Below are 22,298 nucleotides of genomic sequence, written 5' to 3' on the forward strand. Positions count from 1 at the left end.
TGGCGATGTCCTGCAGCAGGCTCAGCATTTCCCGGGATTTCTCGCCGTCATCGAGGGACGCGACGATCTCGAACGGCTGAGTGACCTTTTCCAGATAGGCTTTCAACTGGGTCTTGAGATTGGTGTCCAACATGCGCAGCGGTGCCTCCCAGAAAATTCAGAAAATAAAACGCCTGGATAAACCGCATCCAGGCGTCTGGCCTTCAGGATTGACGGGCAATCCCTATGGCATGCAAGGCAAATGGGCGAAACCTTTAGAGCCTGTTCTACGATCTTGCGAGCAAATCGTAGCCAGGGTCTTTAGATCTTGCCGACCAGATCCAGCGACGGAGCCAGGGTCTTCTCGCCCTCTTTCCACTTGGCCGGGCAGACTTCACCCGGATGGGCAGCGGTGTACTGGGCAGCTTTCAGCTTGCGCAGGGTTTCGCTGACGTCACGGGCGATTTCGTTGGAGTGGATTTCCACGGTCTTGATCACGCCTTCCGGGTTGATCAGGAAGGTGCCGCGCAGCGCCAGGCCTTCTTCAGCGATGTGTACGCCGAACGCGTTGGTCAGCTGATGAGTCGGGTCGCCGATCAGCGGGAACTGAGCCTTGCCGACAGCAGGGGAAGTTTCGTGCCAGACCTTGTGGGAGAAGTGGGTATCGGTGGTGACGATGTACACCTCGGTACCGGCCTTCTGGAATTCGGCGTAGCTGTTTGCAGCGTCTTCGATCTCGGTCGGGCAGTTGAAGGTGAAAGCTGCCGGCATGAAGATCAGCACCGACCACTTGCCCTTGAGGGACTCTTCGGTGACTTCGATGAACTTGCCATTGTGGAAAGCGTTGACTTTGAACGGTTGGACTTGGGTGTTGATCAGAGACATCTGCTAACTCCTTTGGGGTTCACTTTAGGGTTCAGAAAACTTAACGGGGCCTACGATAGCGCAGTCCGCCGCATGGGGTTAATTGATTAAGGGAATAATGACGATAAATTCCAACTATCGACCATTATCTCTTTAATCTGCACCGCATCTACGACCACGCTATCGACCGGCAATTCGGCTCATGAGTTATCGGTGCAAAAGCCGCCAGGCTTCACGCAGGCCAGAGCGTCCGAATGGCCGCAATGCCCTGAGCGCCAGCACGCAACGCCTGCGCCCTATCGTCAGGTCCAAGGCCACCCAGAAGGTAAGCCGGCTGGTTGAAGCCTGACAGCAATTCAGCGGCGTGAGACCATCCCAGCGCCTGTGCCTCGGGATGTGTAGCGGTACGAAGCACGGGCGACAGCGTGACGAAATCTACCCCCATCGCCGTAGCCAGGTCCAGCTCGCGAACATCATGGCAGGACGCCGCCAACCATTGTTCGTTCGGAACCGGCCTGCCTCGCCCGGCATGCTGTTGCAGTTGCTGCGCCGTCAGATGCCAGCCGGCTGCCGGAAACTCGGCTGCCCATTCCACAGGACCTTTGAGCATCAGCTGCGCACGCCCGGCACAGAGGGCCAGGGCATCGACCGCCAGTGCCCGGTAATCGGTATGCGACAAGGCTGGCGCACGCAGCTGGATCAGCCGAATACCGGCATCCAGCGCCCGTGTCATCCCGCTCAGCAGGTGTTCCGGTGAGAGGCCTTCGGGCGTGATCAGGTAGCGATCCGGCAGGCGCGCGGCGGCAACGATCGGCCTGTTCGCCGCCGGAAAGCTGTAGCCCGACAACTGCGCAGGCTCCACCCAGGCCAGCGGCTGACCCTCTACGCCGTGGGGCTTGCCGTCGAATGCCGTGACCTGCCAGACATCCAGCAGCACCTGCTTGTCCGGGTAATCATGGCGCACCTGGATCAGCGGCTGCGCCGCCGTCACCGCGATGCCCAGCTCCTCGGCCAGCTCGCGAGCCAGCGCAGCTTCGACCGTCTCACCGGCCTCGACCTTGCCGCCGGGAAACTCCCACAGCCCGCCCTGGTGCTTATCCAGCGGGCGCTTGGCGATCAGTACCTTGCCATCCGCAGCACGAATGACTGCAGCGGCGACGTGGATTCGTTTCATAAAATTCGCTGGAGGCTGGAGGCTGGAGGCTGGAGGCTGGAGGCTGGAGGCTGGAGGCTGGAGGCTGGAGGCTGGAGGCTGGAGGCTGGAGGCTGGACAGCATCGTTCCGAGACAATGCCGGTCAAGCTTTTCGCCCAGCCTTCCAGCCTCAAGCGCTCTTTTCGGCTTTTCTCGTCCAGCCTTCCCGCCTCAAGCACTGTTATCGGCTTTCAGGTCCGATATTCGGCATTGATACGCACGTACTCATGGGAGAGGTCGGTGGTCCAGATGGTCTCGCTGCAGTTGCCGCGCCCCAACTCGATGCGAATGGTGATTTCCTCGCGGGCCATCACCGCCGCGCCCTGCTCTTCGGTATAGCTGGCCGAGCGTCCGCCCTGGCTGGCGATGCAGACGTCGCCAAGGAACACGTCGATCAGGCTGACATCCAGATTCGGCACACCGGCATAACCGACGGCGGCGAGGATACGTCCCCAGTTCGGGTCGGAGGCGAACAGCGCGGTCTTGATCAGCGGCGAGTGGGCAACGGCGTATCCCACGTCCAGGCATTCCTGGTGGGTCATGCCGCCATTGACCATGACCGTGACGAATTTGGTGGCCCCTTCACCATCGCGCACGATGGCCTGGGCCACGTCCATGAATACCTCGAACACCGCCTGCTTCAGCTTGGCGAACAGCTCGCCGCTGGCCTCGGTGATTTCCGGCAGGTTCGCCTGGCCGGTGGCGATCAGCATGCAGCAGTCGTTGGTGGAGGTGTCACCGTCGATGGTGATGCGGTTGAAGGACTTGTTGGCCGCATCGCGGACCAGATCCTGCAGTACGCCGCGCGCCACCCTGGCGTCGGTGGCGATGTAGCCGAGCATGGTCGCCATGTTCGGGCGGATCATGCCCGCGCCCTTGGAGATACCGGTCACGGTGACGGTGACGCCCTCGTGCTGAAACTGCCGGCTGGCGCCCTTGGGCAGGGTGTCGGTGGTCATGATGCCGGTGGCGGCTTCGGCCCAGTGATCCTCGGACAGATCATCGAGAGCGGCCTGCAACGCGGCTTCGATCTTCTCCACCGGCAGCGGCTCGCCGATCACCCCGGTGGAAAACGGCAGCACGGCATTTTCTTCGGCGCCGGTCAGCGCAGCCAGCGTGGCGCAGGTACGGCGAGCATTGGCCAGGCCGCCGGCACCGGTGCCGGCGTTGGCGTTGCCGGTGTTGGTCAGCAGGTAACGCACATCACCCGCCATACGCTCGCGAGTAATCAGTACCGGTGCCGCGCAGAAGGCGTTGGTGGTGGTCACGCCGGCCACGCGCGAGCCCTCGGCGCAACGCATCACCACCACATCCTTGCGGCCAGGGCGCTTGATGCCGGCGGAAGCGATGCCGAGCTCGAAACCGGGAACCGGATGCAGTACAGGTAAAGGACCAAGACCGACAGCCATGGATACGCTCCTTCAAAATTTGACGGCCCGCTGGCCGCGACGAAAACAGGGATAAAAACGCCGCGAGCGGCAGAACCGGTCGCGGCGTGGGTCAAAAACAGGCAATGCGCTTTATTGAATCTGCCCGTGGCAATGCTTGTACTTCTTCCCCGAACCGCAGGGGCATGGCTCGTTGCGACCGACCTTCGGCTCGGTGCGCACCGGCGTCATCACTGGCGCTGCTGCGGCGCCTTGGGCCTCAGGCTCTTCCGGCTCGGCCAGCGCTGAAACTTCTTCATGCTGGAACTGCATGCGCTGCGCCAGTTGCTCGGCCTCGCGGCGCAGACGCGCCTCTTCCTCTGCCGGGTCTTCGCGGCGGACCTGAACATGGGAGAGCACACGAATCGCGTCGCGCTTGATGGATTCGAGCAGGTCCTTGAACAGGGCGAAGGATTCGCGCTTGTATTCCTGCTTGGGGTTCTTCTGTGCATAACCACGCAGGTGAATGCCGTGGCGCAGGTGATCCATGGTCGACAGGTGATCCTTCCACAGGTCGTCCAGCACACGCAGCACGATCTGCTTCTCGAAGGTGCGCAGCGCTTCGGCGCCAGCCATTTCTTCCTTCTCGTTGTAGGCCTCGATCAAGGCCTGCAGGATGCGCTCACGCAGGGCTTCCTCATGGAACTTGTCGTCCTCGTCGAGCCACTGCTGCACCGGCAGACGGGTGCCGAAATCGCTGTAGAGCACCTCTTCAAGCCCGGCGATGTCCCACTGTTCCGGCAAAGACTGCGGCGGAATGTGCTGGTTGACGGCATTGTCGAGCGCTTCGCGGCGGAACTCGGCAACGGTCTCGCCAATCTCATCGGCGGCCAGCAGGCTGTTGCGCATATGGTAGATGACCTTGCGCTGCTCGTTGGCCACATCGTCGTATTCGAGCAGTTGCTTGCGCATGTCGAAGTTGCGTCCCTCGACCTTGCGCTGGGCTTTCTCGATGGCGTTGGTGACCATCCGATGCTCGATGGCCTCACCGGATTCCATGCCCAGCGCCTTCATGAAGTTCTTCACCCGGTCGGAGGCGAAGATGCGCATCAGGCTGTCTTCCAGCGACAGATAGAAACGGCTGGAGCCGGCGTCGCCCTGACGTCCGGCACGACCACGCAGCTGATTGTCGATACGCCGCGATTCGTGACGCTCGGAAGCGATCACATGCAGGCCGCCGGCTTCGAGTACGGCCTGGTGGCGCTTCTGCCATTCGGCCTTGAGTTGCGCGACCTGCTCGTCGGTAGGGTTCTCGAGCGCCGCAACTTCCACTTCCCAGTTGCCGCCCAGCAGGATGTCGGTACCGCGACCGGCCATGTTGGTGGCGATGGTCACCGCACCCGGACGACCGGCCTGGGCGATGATCTCGGCTTCCTTGTCGTGATGCTTGGCGTTGAGCACCTTGTGCTCGATGCCTTCCTTGTCGAGCAGCTTCGACACGTACTCGGAGGTCTCGATGGTGGCGGTGCCGACCAGCACCGGGCGGCCATTGTTCTGGCAATCCTTGATGTCGGCGATGATCGCCGCGTACTTCTCTTCCTGGGTCAGGTAGACCAGGTCGTTGTAGTCCTTGCGCGCCAGCGGCTTGTTGGTCGGGATGACCATCACCGGCAGGCTGTAGATCTGCATGAACTCGAAGGCTTCGGTGTCGGCGGTGCCGGTCATCCCCGAGAGCTTCTTGTACAGGCGGAAGTAGTTCTGGAAGGTGGTCGAGGCCAGCGTCTGGCTCTCGGGCTGGATCGGCAGCCCTTCCTTGGCCTCGATGGCCTGGTGCAAGCCTTCGGACAGGCGACGCCCCGGCATGGTACGTCCGGTGTGCTCGTCGATCAGCAGCACCTGGTTGTTCTGCACGATGTATTCGACGTTGCGATGGAACAGCTTGTGCGCACGCAGGCTGGAATAGACGTGAGTCAACAGCCCCAGGTTGTGCGCCGAGTAGAGGGTTTCGCCTTCGGCCAGCAGCCCGGCCTCGGTCAGCATTTCCTCGACGAACTGGTGGCCCTGCTCGTTGAGCTCGACCTGGCGGGTCTTCTCGTCGATGCTGAAATGCCCTTCCTGGGTGACGACGCCCTCTTCTTCCTCGATGTGCTGCCTGAGCGTGGGGATCAGTTGGTTGATCTGCTGATAGAGCTTGGAGCTGTCCTCGGCCTGGCCGGAGATGATCAGCGGCGTGCGTGCCTCGTCGATGAGGATGGAGTCCACTTCGTCGATCACGGCGAAATTCAGTTCGCGCTGGTTCTTGTCTTCGAGGCTGAACGCCATGTTGTCGCGCAGGTAGTCGAAGCCGAATTCGTTGTTGGTGCCGTAGGTGATGTCGGCGGCGTAGGCGGCGCGCTTTTCTTCCGGCGGCTGGAAGGGGGTGACGATGCCAACCGAGAGACCGAGGAATTCGTACAGCGGACGCATCCAGTTGGCGTCGCGGCGGGCCAGGTAGTCGTTCACCGTGACCACATGGACGCCCTTGCCGGCCAGCGCGTTGAGGTAGACCGCCAGGGTCGCCACCAGGGTCTTGCCCTCACCGGTGCGCATTTCGGCGATCTTGCCTTCGTGCAGGGTCATGCCGCCGATCAGCTGTACGTCGAAGTGGCGCATGCCCATGACGCGCTTGCCCGCCTCACGGCAGACGGCGAAGGCTTCGGGAAGGAGTCGGTCGAGCGTCTCGCCCTGGGCGATGCGGGCCTTGAACTCTTCGGTCTTGTCTCGCAGTTGCTCATCGGACAGCGACAGCATCTGCTCTTCGAGTGCATTGACGGACTGAACCGCCTTGAGCATGCGCTTGACCTCACGCTCATTCTTGCTTCCAAAGAGTTTCTTCATTAAAGGCGCAAACATATCGACAAGGACTTCCATGCTGGGGATGGAGACACGACCGCGGGGCCACCACGATTGCGTGCAAAGGGGGCATTCTACTCGCAAATGCCGGTGAGAAAAGGTGCTGCTGCGCACCGGCGAAAGCCCGTCATACTGCAAAGCAATCGGCCCGGCAGTCAACCTGTACTGCCTGAATGCCACGGGCCTTCTGCTAAGCTTGTGGTCCGCTACCACCACTGCCGGATACCCCCATGTCGCTGCGCCCCCCGCCAGCCCGAGCGCCCGCCGCGCTGCTGCGCGAAGCAAAGCCGCTGCAAGCCTTGTTCAGCGAGGCAAGACGGCTCGATCGCCTGCAACATCTGGTTGAAAGCCAGTTGCAACCCGCTGCGCGCGAGCACTGCCACGTCGCCTCCTGGCGCGAAGGCACACTGCTGCTCATCGTCACCGATGGGCACTGGGCCACCCGCCTGCGCTACCAGCAGCGCCGTCTGCAACGCCAGTTGCAGGCCATGGAGGCATTCGCAGGCCTGAACCGCATCCTGTTCAAGGTCCAGCCCCCCGAAGCTCCCAGGCACACACCCGGCCCGGCGCCAGAGTTGTCCACCCAGGCTGCGGACAATCTCCAGGAGACCGCGCGCGGCATCAGGGACCCCCGACTGAAGGCCGCGCTCGAACGCCTGGCCAGCCATGGCCGCTCCACCACAGAGCAGAACTGAATCAAGCGATTCGTCCTGACAAATTGATGACAATCAATTTCTATCGCTGTATACAGAAATATATTGCGATCACAGGACTCTCCTGTCACCACAGGCAAGACACGCACCGCTGCCCATTTCCCTGACCAGACAGTTGCAACCAGCGGCAGCTTTTCATTACTCGCTATATAAAAACGTATATTACGGAGTGACCATGCCCGCCAAACCCAGGAATCGCGCCTGTCCTCTGCGCGCCACCATTCGCTTCGCCAGTCTTCTCGGTTCAGTTGCAGGGCTAGCCGCCCTTTCGGTGCCCCATGCGCTGGCGCAAGGCAACGTCTTCGACCTCGGCAATATCGTCGTTCACAGCACGGCCCTGCACACCAGTGAAGTCGGCGAGCAGGCGTTGAGCGGCGCCGACATTCGCGCCTTCAATCGCGAAACGGTGGGCAGCGCGATCAACACCCTGCCGGGGGTCAATCTCTCGCGTAACAGTCGCAACGAGGAAACCGTCTTCGTGCGCGGCTTCGATTCGCGCCAGGTGCCGCTGTTCCTCGATGGCATTCCGCAGTACGTACCGTATGACGGCTACGTGGACTTCGGTCGCTTCACCACCTTCGACCTCGCCGAAATCCGCGTGGCCAAGGGCGCCGCATCGCTGCTCTACGGCCCCAACATCATGGGCGGCGCCATCAACCTGATCACCCGCAAACCGCTACGCGAGCTGGAAGGCGACGTGCGTATCGGCTTCGCCACCGGCGGCGAGCGCAAGGTCGCCGCCAATGTCGGCTCCAACCAGGGCCTGTGGTACTTCCAGGCCGGAGCCTCCTATCTGGAGGCGAACAGCTTTGCCCTGGGCCGCGGCTTCGAGGACCACAAGGCCTCGCCGACCGACAGTGGCGACCGCCGGCAGAACGCCTATCGCACCGACCGCAGGGCCTCGCTGAAGATCGGCTTCACCCCCAACGCCAGCGATGAATACGCCCTGGCCTACAGCAAGCAGGAAGGCGAAAAGGGCAATCCGGTGTACACCGGCAAATCCACCCAGGGCAGCATGCGTTACTGGCAGTGGCCCTTCTGGGACAAAGAAAGCCTGTACTTCCTCAGCTCGACCGAACTGAGCGACGCGCTGACCCTGAAGACCCGCCTGTACGCCGACAAGTATCAGAACGGTCTGGACATGTTCACCGATGCCAGCTACAGCCAGCGCACCGAACGCAGCCTCTACGACGACAAGACCTACGGCGCGGCGGTGGAACTGGTCAGCCGCCATCTCGAGGACCACGAGCTGCACCTGGCCCTGCACTACAAAGACGACCGGCACGAGGAGGACGACAAGAACTTCCGCGACGTAACCCGTTCGGTCGCCATCGAAGACATCATCGAGCTGAGCAGCGCCTGGCGCCTGCGGCTGGGTCTCAGCCATGAGGAGCGTGAAGCGCATGAGGCCCACCTGCTGCCCACCGGCACGACCCGCGCCACCAATGGCCTGATCGAACTGGCCCACGACCTGACGCCGGATATCGAGGCCTATGCCAGCCTGGCGCGCAAATCCCGCCTGCCGACCATCAAGGATCGCTACTCGTACCGCATGGGCCGCGCCATACCCAACCCGGACCTGGACCCCGAAGTGGCGCGGCACGGCGAAATAGGCCTGCGCGGCACGCCCTGGCGCGGCGCCAGCGGCGAAGCGTCACTGTTCTACAGCCACATTCGCGACTATATCCAGACCGCAGTCGTGCCCAGCACCGCGTGTGGCGGACTGACCTGCGACCAGGCACAGAATATTTCCAGAGCGCGCCACCGCGGCCTGGAACTGTCCCTGCAGCAGACGCTCGGCGAGCAATGGCGACTCGGCGCCGCCTACACCTACCTGGACCGCGACAACATGAGCGATCGCCAGATACCCCTCACCGATTCCCCACGCCACAAGCTGTTCGCCCACGCCACCTGGAGCCCCCTGCAGCAATGGGCGTTCCAGACCAGCCTGGATGCCGAGGAAGGCCGTCAGGTGAGCAGCGGCAACGCCACGGCATCCGGCTACCGCCACGTGGGCAGTTTTGCCACGGTCAACGCCAAGGGCGTCTGGAAACCACGCCCTGACCTGGCGCTTGAGGCCGGCGTGAACAACCTGGGCGACAAGCACTACGAACTCGCCGACGGCTACCCGATGCCTGGGCGCACCCTGTTCACCAACGCCACCTTCAGCTTCTGAACGGCCTTGGGCGCGAACCTGCCGCGCCCAGCGCACCTGCAATGGAGAGCCACATGAATCACTTCCCTTTCGCGGCCGTACTGCATGCCGGAAACAGTGAGGGCGATGCGCTGATCCGCCAGTTCTGCGGACAGTTGCAGGCCTCCGGCTGGAAGGTACGCGGGCTGCTGCCCCTGCGTGGCAAGGACCCGCAAGGACGCCTGCCGATGCTGATCAGCGATATACGTGACGGTCGCAGCTTCGCCATCTCCCAGGCACTCGGCCCCGGCTCCCATGCCTGCTCCCTCGACCCCGGCGCGCTTGCCCAGGCCAGCGGCGTGCTGCGCGAAGCGCTGCATGAGCGACCGGATCTGGTCATCGTCAATCGCTTCGGCGCCGTGGAGGCCGCAGGGCGAGGGTTCGCCAGCGAAATGCTCGCGTTGATGAGCGAAGGCATCCCGCTGCTGACCCTGGTCAGCCCGCAATACCAGGCCGACTGGCAACGTTTCGTCGGCACTGACGACTGCCTTTTGCCCCTGAGCGAAGAGGCCCTGCTGAGTTGGGCCGACGCCCTGCCCCGTGATATGGAACAGAACGCATGAAGCGACGGCAACTGCTCCAGGCCATGGCTGTCGGCCCCTGGCTGCTACCCCCGCTGGCCAGCGCCACGGACTCACTGGTTTTCACCTTCGGCCAGACGCCGCCAGCGACGCAGGTTCGCAAGGTCTTCGCCGCCGGTGCACCGGCCGCCGTATTGCTCTGCTGCCTGGCGCCGGAAAAGATGCTGGGCTGGCCCTGGCCACTGGACGAGGACAAGCGCAGCCTGCTCAGCCCCGTGGTCCGTGACCTGCCGATGATCGGTCGCCTGGCTGGACGTGGCAGCACCGTGCCCCTGGAGACCCTGGTGGCCCTGGCGCCGGACCTGATCCTCGATGTCGGTGAAGCCGATGCCACCTATCAGTCCCTGGCCCTGCGCACCAGCGAACAGACGGGCCTGCCCTGGCTGCTCGTCGATGGCCGGCTGGAGGAATCGCCCCGTCAGTTGCGCGAAGCCGCCGCTCGGCTGGGTGTCCAGGTCCGTGGCGAGCGCCTGGCGCAATATGCCGAAGCCATTCTGATGCGTGCCAGGAACCATGGCGCAGCACTGGGTCCGGTCTATCTGGCCCGTGGCCATGACGGCCTGGAAACCGGGCTGGGCGGCTCCATTCACGCCGAAGCCGTGGAGCTGGCCGGGCTGGAAAACGTCGCCGCGTGGCTCGGCTCCGGCGGACTGGCGCGGATTTCCCTGGAGCAGCTCCTGGACTGGCAACCCCACAGCCTGCTGTGCCAGGACGCCAACCTTTACCGGCACATCCGTCAGTCCTCGCTCTGGCAGGCGCTGCCGGCGGTGCGCGAGGGGCGTGTCTACAGCGTGCCGCAATCGCCTTTCGGCTGGCTGGACGGACCACCCGGCCTCAATCGCCTGCTGGGCCTGGAATGGCTGGCGGCGTTCGACCCGAAACATGCCGGCGCCTTGCCGCAGCGGGTGCGGGAGTTCTTCGCGCTGTTCTACGGCATGCAGCTGGACGAGGCGCAACTGCAGCGGTTGCTGGCCGGGCATCCGGGAAGCGCGCATGGCTGACAACTCGGGGCTTGACCGGCCATTGCCCAGCAACCGGCTCGAAGAAGCGATCAGCCAGCCAGGTTGCCGGCGGGAAATCCTGCCAACGAGCCGGCGCGCACCAGGGCTCGCCTGGACCTTGCTGGTCGTCGCCTTGCTCGCCAGCCTGCTGATCGCCTTGCTCGCCGGCAAGTACCCGCTGCGCCTGGGCGATCTGCTCGACTCCCTGGCCAGCCACCTGGGGGGCACAAGCGCGCCGCCGGCGCAACAGATCGAGACCGTGCTCTGGCAATTGCGCCTGCCGCGCATCCTCACCGCCCTGCTGGTAGGCGGCGCCCTGGCTGCGGCGGGCGCCGCCTACCAGGGCATGTTTCGCAACCCGCTGGTGTCGCCGGATATTCTCGGCGTTTCTGCCGGCGCCGGGCTGGGCGCGGTGCTGGGCATTTTCCTCGGCCTGCCGTTGCCCTGGGTGCAGCTGCTGGCGTTCGTCGGAGGCCTGCTGGCGGTCAGCCTGGTCTACCTGCTGGCCAGCCGGATCAGGCGCCATGACCCGGTGCTGGTCCTGGTGCTGGCCGGCGTGGCGCTGGGCACCCTGCTGGGCGCCGGCATTTCGCTGCTGAAAATCCTCGCCGATCCCTACAGCCAGCTGCCCAGCATCACCTTCTGGCTGCTCGGCGGCCTCAACGGCGTCAGTTTCGCGGACCTGGCCAGCGCCGCGCCGCTGATGCTGGCCGGCCTGCTGCCCCTGGCGCTGCTGCGCTGGCGGATCAACCTGCTCAGTCTGAGCGACGAGGAAGCCGCCGCCCTCGGCCTGAACATCAGCCGTATCCGCCTGCTGCTGATTCTCAGCGCCACGCTGATGACCGCCAGCGCCGTGGCCATCACCGGCATCATCGGCTGGATCGGCCTGGTCGTGCCGCACATGGCGCGGCTGCTGGTCGGTCCCGAATTCTCCCGGCTGCTGCCGGCCAGCCTGTTGCTGGGCGCCAGCTTCCTGCTGCTCACCGACACCCTGGCACGCACCCTGGCCGGCATCGAGTTGCCGCTGGGCATCCTCATGGCGTTGATCGGCGCGCCGTTCTTCCTGCTGCTCCTGGCGCGTGGAGGGCGCAGCGCATGAACTGCCTGGAAGCCCGCGCACTGGCAATCGGCTATGTCGGCCAGCCCCTGGGGCAGAATCTGGACCTGCGCCTGAACAGCGGCGAAGTTCTCTGCCTGCTCGGCCCCAACGGCAGTGGCAAATCGACCCTGTTCAAGACCTTGCTCGGCCTGCTGCGGCCCCTGGCGGGCAGCGTCCTGCTCGATGGCCATCCCTTGTCCGAATGGTCCCGGCGGCGATTGGCGCAATGCCTCGGTTACGTGCCCCAGGCGCAGAGCCTGAGCTTCCCGTTCAGCGTCGAGGAGATGGTGCTGCTTGGCCGCAGCGCGCATCTCAAAGCCTTCGCCCAGCCCTCGGTACACGACCGGCAGGTGGCACGCGATTGCCTGCAACGCCTAAACATTCTCGACCTTGCACCACGCATCTACACCCACCTCAGCGGCGGTGAACGGCAACTGGTGCTGATCGCCCGCGCCCTGGCCCAGGAACCGGCGCTGCTGATCCTCGACGAGCCGACCGCCAGCCTGGACTTCGGCAACCAGGTGCGTGTGCTCGAACAGCTTCGGGCGTTGCGCGACCAGGGTCTGGGCATTCTCCTGTGCACCCACCAGCCGGAACACGCGCTACGCGTGGCCGACCGGATCGCCCTCTACAAGCAGGGGCGCATCGTCCACTGCGGCTCTCGTACGGATACCCTTACCCTGCAGCGCCTGGCCTGGTTGTATGACCTGCCGGCGGAGCAGATCGCTCGTCAAATGCAGCTGCTGACCACCCTGACCTCCGGGAGCCACCATGAGCCTCGATGACATCGACTTCGCAGAACGCTATCGCCAACACCTGCAGCTCGCGTCCTATCGACCCAAACCGGCCAGAGAGTGGGACAAGCGCGCCCTGACGATGGACCGCAAGCCGCTCGGCGGCCACTACGCCGACGCCTTCATCGCCCGCATGAACCTCGACGGCGCCCGCAGCCTGCTGGACATCGGCTGCGGCCCCGGCCCCCTCTGCCTGCCCCTGGCCCCGCGCCTGGAAGAGGTCTACGCCCTCGACTACAGCCCGGCGATGCTCGCCCTGCTCAACGACAACGCCGAGGCGCTCGAACTGGACAACGTGCATCCCGTGCTGTGCGCCTGGGAAGACGACTGGAGCGAGGTGCCGATCTGCGACATCCTGATCGCCTCGCGTTCGGGCCTGGTCGAGGACCTGGACGCCGCGCTGGAAAAGATCCACCGCCACACCCGCTTGCGCGCCTACATGACCCAACTGGTCGGCGGACACTTCATCGACCCGACCATCGCCAGCCTGCTCGGACGCGAGCGACCGGCCCTGCCGGACTACATCTACACGCTCAACCTGCTGCACCAGCGTGGCATCCATCCACACCTGGTCTATATAGAGATACCCAGCCGGCTGGCGGGCTGCGCCACCTTCGAAGAATTCGTCGACAGGGTCGTCTGGTCGCTCGGCCCGCTCGACGATGCGCAGCGCGACGCCCTCGCCGACTGGTATCGAGCCGACCCGGAACGCGCCCGGCAGGGCGGCGCGCCGATGCGCTGGGCGTTCATCGGCTGGACTGTGCCGTCCTAGAGCCATTGAAGTCATGGTCGAAGTGATGCAAAGGTCATGCGTATGTCGCATGATGTTCCGGGTTCGACTCAATGACTGTGTTGCACAGGGTTCTCCCTGCCAACACCCCAGTTAATCAAGAACGAGGTCTCGATGTCCGATTCGACAGGCACACCGGCATCAGGCGCATCAGCATGCTGATCGGCGCGCTGCTCATCGTCACCTGGCTGATCCTGCTGATCCGCTACCCCCTGCGCGCACTGCCTATATCACTGGGCGCACTGCTGGGCCTGGGCCTCGTCGCCGCCTGGGTCATCTGGCAGGAACAGCGCGAGGCCCAACTGCTGGCGCAACTCGAACTGCGCCTGGTCTATGCGCCCGATACCTGCCCGGCAACCCGCCCCCTGCAGGTCACCCTCGACAACCACAGCCCGAAACCCCTGCGCAGCCTGCGCTGGAACGTGACGGCCCACTCGCCCGGTTCGGCGCTGAATCTGGTCGGCTCCAATTACGATGCGCCGCAATACGGCGGAGCAGGCGATTTGCAGCCTGGCGCGCGCTGGCAGTCCTGCCTGCCGCTGCCCATGCTGCGTGCGGGATACCGCGCCAGCGCCCTGGAATTCCGCGCCGAACGACTGCAAGGGCACTTCACCCACTGACTCAAGCGCTTTCCAATTCGGGCCAGCCGATTTATGCTGTATAAAAAACCAGTATCAATACATTGAGCCGAGGTAGTGGATGGCCGTTGAAGTGGTGTACCGCAGCAGCCGGGATCTGGAGCGTTTGTTCATGGATAAAGCAGAAGCCGACCGTCACGACAAGATGCTCGAACTCGCCGAAGCACTGGCGACCGTTCTGCAGCAGGCGTCGCCTTCGCTGAGCGAGCAGCAGGCCGAGGACATCGGCATCTATATGGCCAGGCACCGGGAACTGTTCGCCAAGGCGTTCAGAAACAATCCCGAGGCCCTGGCCGAGCTTCCCGCATCGGAAGTCACGTCCTGAACCTCGAGGAGCTTACTCAGCGCCTGCTTCCCTTTGTCACGGCGGCACCCGTCCGCCGGGCGAAACTAGTCATTACCGCCCCTGTCCATTGAACGCAGCCTTCAATCGGATACCCCATGGAAAGCCCATTCAAGCAAATCAGTGACGTATTCCAACCGGACTACTGCGTCAATTTCAGCATCGAGAAGCCCGACGGCAGCATCCTGCTGACGCTCACTGATACAGCTGGGGTGGCGGTCAAGCGCTTCATCAGCACCCGGCAGTGGCGTGATCAGCAGCAGCTCGAACGCCTGATCACCAGCCTGCAGTTCAGTCTCGCCATCGAACGCAGCCAGGATATGCCTCTGCCGCGCTCCGTCGCTTTTTGATTGCCCCGCCTCAGAGCCAGCCCAGCGCCTTGGCCCGCGCCACCGCCTGGGTACGGCGCGCCACGCCCAGCTTGGTGTTGATGCGCCGCGCATGGGTCTTGACCGTATGCAGTGAAATGAACAGCTGCTCGGCAATCTCCTGGTTCGAGCAGCCTTGGGCAATAAGCCGCAACACGGCAAGTTCACGATTGCTCAGCATCACCTCATCACCGACCGCCAGGGGGTCTTCCGGCTCGCGCTCGAACTGTAGAAGCCGATCACGCAGGCGCTCGCCTTTTCCGGCAGGCAATATCTTGGCGAGCCACTGCGGCTGGCGATGCTGGAGCTCGTACAGCGGCTTGACCATCTGCTGTTTTGCCGCCTCGCCCAGGGCCTTGCGCAACTCCAGCTCCGCCTCTTCATGCCGGCCATCGAGCTGCAGCGCTTCGGCAAGGGTGAAACGACATTCACAGGCAAGGCCCAGCCGCTGCACGCGAAGGTTCTGCTCGATCAGCTCGCGCAATGTTTCGATGGCCAGCGAGCAACGACCAGCCAGCATATCGATGATCGCCAGATAGCGCTGCACCCGTGGCAACAGCTCGTAAAAGCCTGAAGGCGCGAGGTAGGCATGGCCCTCGTAGAGTTCCAGCACCTGGTTCAGCACGCTACGGGCCTTTCTCAACTGCCCCTGATGCAGCCATGTCAGCCCGGTGATCAACAGGAGAATGCCGCGAAAGCGGGCTTCCGGTACGTGCCGCCATTGCGTCAGCCGTTCCGCCTCGCGCAGCCAATGGTAGGCGCTGGGAAATTCCTGATTGCGCGCAGCCAGCTCGGCCAACCCTGCATAGCCGAAGAACACGTAGGAATCGCCGCAGGTTTCGGTCTCGATCCGTCCTTGCTGGAAAGCTTCCCGAGCCGGCTCATCCAGCCCCTGATAGGCCAGCAGATGCCCTTGCAGCAACTTCAGGCGGCCAATGATCGGGCTGTGTCCGACACTGTCACGCAGCACCATCAGTGACTCATCGAGCACACCTACGGCGCGCTCGAACTCACCGGTCAGCTCCAGCAACTGAATGCGATCAACGCTGAGCATCATCTCGTACAGCACACTTCCCTTGAGCCGCGCGAGTTTCACGCCCTCGCTGTTGTACTGCTGCGCCAGCTCGAGCTGGCCTTCGGCCATCGCCTGCTGGCACAGCACCTGATAGCACAGCACACGTTGCGCCCAGGCATGATCCGACAGGACCTCCAGCGCCTGCAGACAATAACCCCGAGCTTGGGGCTCACCCCGCAGGCGCGCCAGGAAGCCGCGTAGCGCCTGCCACTGCGCCAGCAACTGGGCCTGGCGCCGGGCGTCAGGCTGCGGGAAGAACTTGGCCAGATCGGCCAGACAATCGTCCACTTCGTCGAGCCGAGCCGAAATGAGCAAGGCCCATCCCTGCAGCACGATCAGCCGTGTGGTGCTGGCGAACAGGTCCTGCGGCAACTCGCTGCGCCACTTCAAAAAGTGCGAAACGTTGTCGCCGATGAGCAGTTGCTCCTGCCCGTAGCGCTGCAGAAAATTGGCAGCCACCTCCGGCTGTCCGGCCCACAGGGCATGCTCGACCGCTTCGCGCATCTCTCCACGGTTGGCAAACCACTGGCAGGCGCGCAGATGGGTCTGGGTGGGCGATAGCGACTCCGGCATGCGCTGCAGTATCAGCGCCAACGGACGCCACAGACGAAACCATTCACCACAGTTGTCGATCTGGCGAATGAACAGCTGAAAGGTTTTCAACACATCGAGAATGTTGCTGCCGGCCCCGTCAAGCACATGCTCGCACAGCTGCGGGGAAAAACGCGGCAGGCGTGCCAGCGCATACAGTGCCCGACAGATCTCCTCGCTCTGCCCCTCCAGTACTTCACGCTGTACGTAATCCCTGAGCAATGGCGTTCCGGCCAGCAGGCGCTCGCGCACTGCCTGCTCGTCGGCATTGAACAGCAGCAGGCTGACCCCCGCCAACCAGCCTTCACTACCTGCCAGCAATTGCTTGAAGGTATCTTCGGTAAGATCCAGACGATGCGCCTTGAGTATCTGCCTCAGTTCGCTGGCGGTCAGCGCCAGCGCTTCGCCCTGCAATTCGAAGAGATCACCTTGGAGCAACAGCCGAGGCAATTTCCATGCAGGCTGACGACGACTGCTGACCCACCAGCTGACGGATTCGGGTCCTTGTTCGAGCAACATGTCAAGACAGGCATCGAACGCCGGCGCCACTTGCCTCGGATAGTCATCGAGCATGATCCACAACGGTTGCCGAGACGCACTCAACAGGCTGACCAGGTCTTGCTGGATATCCACTGTCGGCGTTGGCGAGCCGCCCAGGTACCGGCTGAGCTGCGAATACAGCGCCTCGGCGGAAAAAGGTCGGCCACCCAGGTCGAGCCAGATCAGATGCGTATCGGCGGGCACCCGGCGAGCACATTCGCTCAACAGCACACTTTTGCCAAACCCCGCTGGCGCGCAGATCAGACGCAGTCGGCAACGGGCTTCCAGCAGGACGCCCATCAGGCGGGGCCTGGGAATATGCGCTGGTGGCAGGCGTGGAATGGTCGCGACCTGAACCTGCGCGGCGGCTTCCGTGCTGATCGCACCGGGATTGAAGCGGACGGACATGGTGAGGCTCTCTTGTTCTATCGATCCATGAGAAAGCAGTGAGCGCAGCCGCATTGGCTCCCATTGGAGCCTGCCGCCGCGCTTTTGCGCTCACAACGCTGCACGATTCCGAACCTTTTGTCGACTCACAGAGGTGGCGCGAGACCATCCGCCCTGCTTAACGGCCAAAAAACATCATCTTTCGTTGCGAAAATAAAAAAGGCGGCCATTTTGGCCGCCTTCGTTCAACGCAGGATGTTCTCGATCAACGCACCCCCGCATTACGCAGCGCAGCGGGTGTGAAGTCCCGTGCCGAGGCGCGATGGCCGTAGGCATGGGGCTTCTCTTCGTTGCTCATGCCGATGGCGATATAGCGACCGGAAATGATGTCGTACAACGCTTCGAGGGCGTATGCCTGCGCCTTGTGCTGGTAGTACTGCAGCATGTGGGCCTCGCCTACACGCCACAGCTGGCCGCGTCCGTCATACAGTTCCGACTGGACGATGCTCCAGCTGTCTTCATCGATGAAGAAGCGACGCTTGCCGTAGATATTACGCTCGCCACTCTTGAGCGTGGCCTCGACTTCCCAGACGCGGTGCAACTCATAGCGCGCCAGATCCTGGTTGACGTGACCTGCCTTGATGATGTCGCTGTACTTGATATCGCTGGAAGCGATCTCGTAGCTGTTGTACGGGATGTACAGCTCCTTCTTGCCAATGAGCTTCCAGTCGTAGCGATCCGGCGCGCCGCTGAACATATCGAAGTTGTCGGTGGTGCGCATGCCGTCGGAGGCGGTACCCGGACCATCGTAGGCGACCTGCGGAGCGCGGCGGACGCGGCGCTGCCCGGCGTTGTAGATCCACGCCTGGCGCGGCTCCTTCACCTGATCCAGCGAGTCATGCACCAGCAGGACGTTACCGGCCAGACGCGACGGAGCGGTCACGCGCTGCTTGAAGAACAGCAAGGCGTTCTTGGCGCGCTCGGGATCCAGATCGCTCATCTCCGACGGGAAAGCCACCTCATCCTCGAAATGCACCATCGTGTAGCTGCCATTGGTCTGCGGAGTGGCCTGCGCGATGTTGCGACGGACGTTTCCGCCACGGTAACGGGTGATGTGGTTCCACATCACCTCAAGACCGTCCTTGGGAATCGGGAAGGCGTAGTAACGGCTGTCGGTGAAATTGCTCACCCCATTGCCGCCCTCGACCAACTCGGTATTGGCCGCGCTCTTCTTGGCTGCCTCGTAAATCGCGTCAGGCACCGCCGAGGTCCGGTGGGTCGGGAAGACGCGGATCCTGTAGGTATCCGGATAGCGCTGGAACATCGCCATCTGGCCTGCAGTGAGGTTGGCCTTGTACTGCTCGGCGTTCTGCGCGGTGATGACGAACTTCGGCTGCTCGTCCTTGAACGGGTTGGTCAGGTGGCCGTTCTTGAGCGGTGCGGCATCGGTTTTCAGACCGCCGGTCCACTCCGGGATGCTGCCATCGGCGTTACCGGCTCTCTCGGCGCCCAGCGGAGTCAGCGTCGTGCCCAGCTTGGCGACTTCCTCCGGTGAAACGGCAGCCATCACGCTGCTTGCAAGCAGCGAGAAGGCCAGGACGCTGAACAGTTTTCTTGTTGTTTTCATAAATTTCCAGTTCCTCTAGATCTTGTTTGGCCGCAGCCTTGCTTGTACCTGATCTGCCGAGCGCCGTCAGGGCGCCTCGGCAGGGCTAGCAAAGGCTCCTTAGAAGTTCACGCCTACGCTGAAGGCGAGGAAGTCACGGTCAACCAGCGTGTTGTAATCCCCGCCGAAGAAGTCGGTGTAGGACAGGCTGGCGGTGTAGGTGTTCTGGTAGACGGCATCCAGCCCGATGCTGACCGCCTTGGCACCTTCGTTGAACAGGCCGTTGGGGCCGTAGCCATCGACGTCATGAGAGAAGGAGATATTCGGCGTCAGGTTCACGCCGGCGAATACGTTGTTGTAGTCAGCCAGTGCGCGCAGGCGATAGCCCCAGGAGTTGGCAGTGGTGAAACCATGGTCGCCATAACGTGCCAGCGAGGTTTCATTCGGGTCCACGGCACTTCCAGTAATGCCGTAAATCGGATCGCGTCCATAACGGTTTTTGCTCTTGCTCTCCAGACCGCCGACATGGGCAAAACCAACCTCACCGACCAGCGTCAGGCGCGAAGCCCCCAGAACCTGATCGAAGAAGTGGGTGAAGGTGGTCTGAATCTGAGTGACTTCCTTACGGTCATAACCGCTCTGTATGGCGCCCGGTGCCGACCCTCCCGTCACCACATTGGCCAGAGCCAGGGTCATCTGCTGGGTATTGATCTGTACCGGAGCGTTCGGCCTGTAGCTGAGCTCGCCCTGCCACGCAGTGCCGGTAGGCAGTACGGTGGAGAAACTCAGACCATACAGGCGGATGTCCTCAGGATAGTCCATGAAGTAACGACCGTTGCCGACCGCCACGGCTGCAGCAGCCAGGGTTTGGGCTTGCGCACCCAATGCGGCGTTGTAGCCCGCTCCCCCCGGATTGCCAGTACCCCCTGCCCCCCAATAGGCGCCCGTACCCAACCAGCCAGCCGGCCCACCGAAAAGGCTCGCGCCAAGAGTGTTATAGATGCTTTGCATGGCACCCGGAATACCCGCCAGTGCCGACGCATCCGCATTCTGCATGCTAAGGAAAGGCGTACGGCTGTGGTAGTTCATGAAGTAGCCGCCGTACTCGGTATTGTCACCCTGCCAGCGCAGGGCCAAACCCCACTGACCATCGTCGCGCGCCGTGTTGTCCTTGCCGCGACGAACCAACATGCCTTCCTGGCTATAGTTCAGACCGACGTCAGACGTACTGACAGGAGCCAGCGTTACAGGCAGCACCGCAGACGCGGCATTCAGCGCATCTACCCCCCCCAGCAGACTGATCAGCTCGCTGTTGAGAATATGATAATTGTCATTGCAGCCATTGGCCGCTACATCAGCCGAGGAGAAGAACGTGCCGCAGTTATCGACGACGGTTTGCTTCCAGCTCAACTGGTAGAAGGTCTCCATGCTCAACCGATCACTCAGGCTTTGAGAGAGGTACAGCATATTGACCGGAATCAGGCCTTCCTTGATTTCCGCACCAGGGCGGCGGAAAGCGGCGGCATCGACCGGGTTGATCGAATTGATCGAGTTGCCGATAAAGGTGCTCTCGCCCCAGCTCACCACCTGCCGACCGACCCGCACGGTGCCCGGCAAATCGCTGATGGAGTAGTTGTGATAAAGGAAGGCATCGAGAATCTCGGCGCCGGAAGCTTTTGCAGCCACCTTGCGACCGTCGTCACTGATGTCCTTGTGCAGACGACTTTCATCCTTCAGCTCGAAGTCGTACCAATACTTGCCACGCACAAAGGCACCGCTGTCGCGGTAACGCAGTTCAAGGTCGTGTACGCCCTTGAAGATCTTCGAGAAGGTTTCGCCTTTCTTGAAATTCAACCGGCCATCATCGCCAGTCTGGGTATAACCAGTACCTCCATTCGCCTCACCCACCAGGTCCATATCCCGATCAGCCATGGACCAGCTTGCGCCGATGGACATGGACGAGTCGAACTGCCCCTCGATTTCCCCGATATTGAAATTGACTGCATAAGCCGGTGCAGCAGTACCCAGCGCAACGGCAAGGGCCAGTGTTTTGGGCTGGAAGTATCCTTGCCTTGTTGTTTTTGTCATGAGGCGCTCCTGGTTGGTTCAAAGTACGCTCCACCCTAACCACACGCCGGCAGTGGGTTAAGCGCACTAAGGTTTGATTTGCTTTGTAGTCCTTAAGTATTAACAGCCTTGCCAGCTCTGGGCTTCGGCAGCATTTTGCATGGCATGGCCAGATTCGTTGCCGCCAGGCTATGCAACAGATTAGTCGCCAGCACCGCCCATGCAAGCCCCGGAATAGAGCTGTTGCGACCCTGTATACAGAAAAACGGAGAATCGCGCCCTCGTCAGCCCTGCCCAAGCGCCCGCGGCGCGTGACGTCAGCAAGGAGAATCGACCAAGCAATACTTTGGCAGGAGAGCATGAGCGCCGAAACGTTACCGCGGCGCAATGCTTGAGGTGAAAGGAAACAATCGTAGGATGGAATCACCGCAGGCGCTTCCGTCGCCAACCGCGAACGGGGCCGGGTGCATGGCCGGCAGATGGCGCCTGCATCGCAGCGTCGGATTACGCCTTTGGCTAATCCAACCTACTCCATCCCCTAATAGCGGCTCAGCTGCAAGATTTTACTGGTTACAGGCCCTTCACCGCATAGATGCCGGGCGCGTTGCGCCAGTAGCCCTTGTAGTCCATGCCGTAGCCGAACACGTAGCGATCCGCACAATTCAGCCCCACGTAGTCGGCCTTGAGGTCCGGACGGGCCTTGCGCTGGTGATCCTTGTCCACCAACACGGCAGTATGGACGGCGGTGGCACCGGCGTGGCGACAGAAGTCGATGATCGCGCTCAGGGTGTGCCCTTCGTCGAGGATGTCATCGATGATCAAGACGTCACGGTCGATAAAGGAAATTTCCGGCTTGGCCTTCCAGAACAGGTCGCCGCCACTGGTCTCGTTGCGATAGCGCGTGGCGTGCAGATAGGACAGTTCCAGCGGAAAGTTCAGCTTGGTCAGCAGTTTGCCGGAAAAGATCAGGCCGCCGTTCATCACGCAGAACACCACGGGGTTACGCTCGGCCAGATCAGCATTGATTCTGCCCGCGACGGCCTCGATGGCGGCCTCGACCTCGGCTTCGGCGTGCAGGCAATCAGCTTCAGCCATGACTTGGCGGATATGTGCGAGATCGACGGACACTGGTGATGCTCCAGAACAGTAATGGGCGGACACAGCCCGGTCGGCTGCACTTTCAAGGGGCGCGACGATACCGATGCCAATGCAGGCA

At 62.6% G+C, this 22,298-nt stretch carries 19 protein-coding genes; 10 read left to right on the forward strand and 9 right to left on the reverse strand.

Going from position 1 to position 22,298, the window contains the following annotated elements:
• The 5 genes from G7020_RS24145 to secA form a co-directional block, all read right to left on the reverse strand.
• Window positions 1-133: hypothetical protein (locus G7020_RS24145; RefSeq protein WP_258189390.1), on the reverse strand; the 133-nt coding region annotated here is incomplete at its 3' end.
• A 167-nt stretch (window positions 134-300) separates the two neighbouring features.
• Window positions 301-864 (reverse strand): alkyl hydroperoxide reductase subunit C, encoded by a 564-nt coding sequence (ahpC, locus tag G7020_RS20155; protein WP_131651008.1) that lies wholly within the window; start codon window positions 862-864, stop codon window positions 301-303.
• A 211-nt stretch (window positions 865-1,075) separates the two neighbouring features.
• Entirely contained in the window at window positions 1,076-2,017 is a 942-nt protein-coding gene (locus tag G7020_RS20160; protein WP_181086778.1) for a Nudix family hydrolase, read from the reverse strand.
• A gap of 210 nt (window positions 2,018-2,227) precedes the next feature.
• A complete protein-coding gene (gene argJ, locus G7020_RS20165) occupies window positions 2,228-3,445 on the reverse strand; it encodes a bifunctional glutamate N-acetyltransferase/amino-acid acetyltransferase ArgJ (protein WP_181086779.1) in 1,218 nt (405 codons plus the stop codon).
• 111 nt (window positions 3,446-3,556) lie between these two features.
• Window positions 3,557-6,295 (reverse strand): preprotein translocase subunit SecA, encoded by a 2,739-nt coding sequence (secA, locus tag G7020_RS20170; protein WP_181086780.1) that lies wholly within the window; start codon window positions 6,293-6,295, stop codon window positions 3,557-3,559.
• A 230-nt stretch (window positions 6,296-6,525) separates the two neighbouring features.
• Between secA and G7020_RS20175 the strand changes: the two genes are divergently transcribed.
• From G7020_RS20175 to G7020_RS20220, 10 genes are all read left to right on the forward strand, one after another.
• Window positions 6,526-6,990 (forward strand): DciA family protein, encoded by a 465-nt coding sequence (locus tag G7020_RS20175; RefSeq protein ID WP_181086781.1) that lies wholly within the window; start codon window positions 6,526-6,528, stop codon window positions 6,988-6,990.
• A 193-nt stretch (window positions 6,991-7,183) separates the two neighbouring features.
• Window positions 7,184-9,184 carry a TonB-dependent receptor plug domain-containing protein gene (locus G7020_RS20180; RefSeq protein ID WP_181086782.1) on the forward strand — a complete coding sequence of 667 codons (2,001 nt, stop codon included), beginning with the start codon at window positions 7,184-7,186 and terminating at the stop codon, window positions 9,182-9,184.
• Window positions 9,185-9,237: 53 nt separating this feature from the next.
• Entirely contained in the window at window positions 9,238-9,765 is a 528-nt protein-coding gene (locus G7020_RS20185; protein WP_181086783.1) for a DUF2478 domain-containing protein, read from the forward strand.
• The gene (locus G7020_RS20190) at window positions 9,762-10,784 is read left to right on the forward strand and encodes an ABC transporter substrate-binding protein (RefSeq protein ID WP_181086784.1); all 1,023 of its coding nucleotides are present in this window, start codon (window positions 9,762-9,764) and stop codon (window positions 10,782-10,784) included. Before G7020_RS20185 ends, G7020_RS20190 begins: the two co-directional genes overlap by 4 nt.
• The gene (locus G7020_RS20195) at window positions 10,777-11,883 is read left to right on the forward strand and encodes a FecCD family ABC transporter permease (protein WP_258189406.1); all 1,107 of its coding nucleotides are present in this window, start codon (window positions 10,777-10,779) and stop codon (window positions 11,881-11,883) included. The genes G7020_RS20190 and G7020_RS20195 overlap by 8 nt, the downstream gene beginning before the upstream one ends.
• Window positions 11,880-12,668 carry an ABC transporter ATP-binding protein gene (locus tag G7020_RS20200; RefSeq protein ID WP_181086785.1) on the forward strand — a complete coding sequence of 263 codons (789 nt, stop codon included), beginning with the start codon at window positions 11,880-11,882 and terminating at the stop codon, window positions 12,666-12,668. The genes G7020_RS20195 and G7020_RS20200 overlap by 4 nt, the downstream gene beginning before the upstream one ends.
• A complete protein-coding gene (locus tag G7020_RS20205) occupies window positions 12,655-13,449 on the forward strand; it encodes a class I SAM-dependent methyltransferase (protein WP_181086786.1) in 795 nt (264 codons plus the stop codon). Before G7020_RS20200 ends, G7020_RS20205 begins: the two co-directional genes overlap by 14 nt.
• 173 nt (window positions 13,450-13,622) lie before the next feature.
• Window positions 13,623-14,087 (forward strand): multidrug transporter, encoded by a 465-nt coding sequence (locus G7020_RS20210; protein ID WP_181086787.1) that lies wholly within the window; start codon window positions 13,623-13,625, stop codon window positions 14,085-14,087.
• A 79-nt stretch (window positions 14,088-14,166) separates the two neighbouring features.
• Window positions 14,167-14,430 (forward strand): YebG family protein, encoded by a 264-nt coding sequence (locus G7020_RS20215; protein WP_181086788.1) that lies wholly within the window; start codon window positions 14,167-14,169, stop codon window positions 14,428-14,430.
• A gap of 116 nt (window positions 14,431-14,546) precedes the next feature.
• The gene (locus tag G7020_RS20220) at window positions 14,547-14,798 is read left to right on the forward strand and encodes a DUF3509 domain-containing protein (protein ID WP_181086789.1); all 252 of its coding nucleotides are present in this window, start codon (window positions 14,547-14,549) and stop codon (window positions 14,796-14,798) included.
• Window positions 14,799-14,808: 10 nt separating this feature from the next.
• Here the strand turns inward: G7020_RS20220 and G7020_RS20225 are convergent, their stop codons facing one another.
• From G7020_RS20225 to G7020_RS20240, 4 genes are all read right to left on the reverse strand, one after another.
• A complete protein-coding gene (locus G7020_RS20225; protein ID WP_181086790.1) occupies window positions 14,809-17,430 on the reverse strand; it encodes a LuxR C-terminal-related transcriptional regulator in 2,622 nt (873 codons plus the stop codon).
• Window positions 17,431-17,674: 244 nt separating this feature from the next.
• Window positions 17,675-19,036, reverse strand: coding sequence for a DUF1329 domain-containing protein (locus G7020_RS20230; RefSeq protein WP_181086791.1), 1,362 nt, complete (start codon window positions 19,034-19,036; stop codon window positions 17,675-17,677).
• Window positions 19,037-19,135: 99 nt separating this feature from the next.
• Complete coding sequence (locus G7020_RS20235; protein WP_181086792.1) at window positions 19,136-21,103, reverse strand: DUF1302 domain-containing protein; 1,968 nt, start codon at window positions 21,101-21,103, stop codon at window positions 19,136-19,138.
• Between the two features lie 549 nt (window positions 21,104-21,652).
• Window positions 21,653-22,210 carry a hypoxanthine-guanine phosphoribosyltransferase gene (locus G7020_RS20240; protein ID WP_181086793.1) on the reverse strand — a complete coding sequence of 186 codons (558 nt, stop codon included), beginning with the start codon at window positions 22,208-22,210 and terminating at the stop codon, window positions 21,653-21,655.
• Between the last annotated feature and the right edge of the window lie 88 nt (window positions 22,211-22,298).

This window comes from Stutzerimonas stutzeri (assembly GCF_013522825.1).
GTDB classification, from domain to species: domain Bacteria; phylum Pseudomonadota; class Gammaproteobacteria; order Pseudomonadales; family Pseudomonadaceae; genus Stutzerimonas; species Stutzerimonas stutzeri_AK.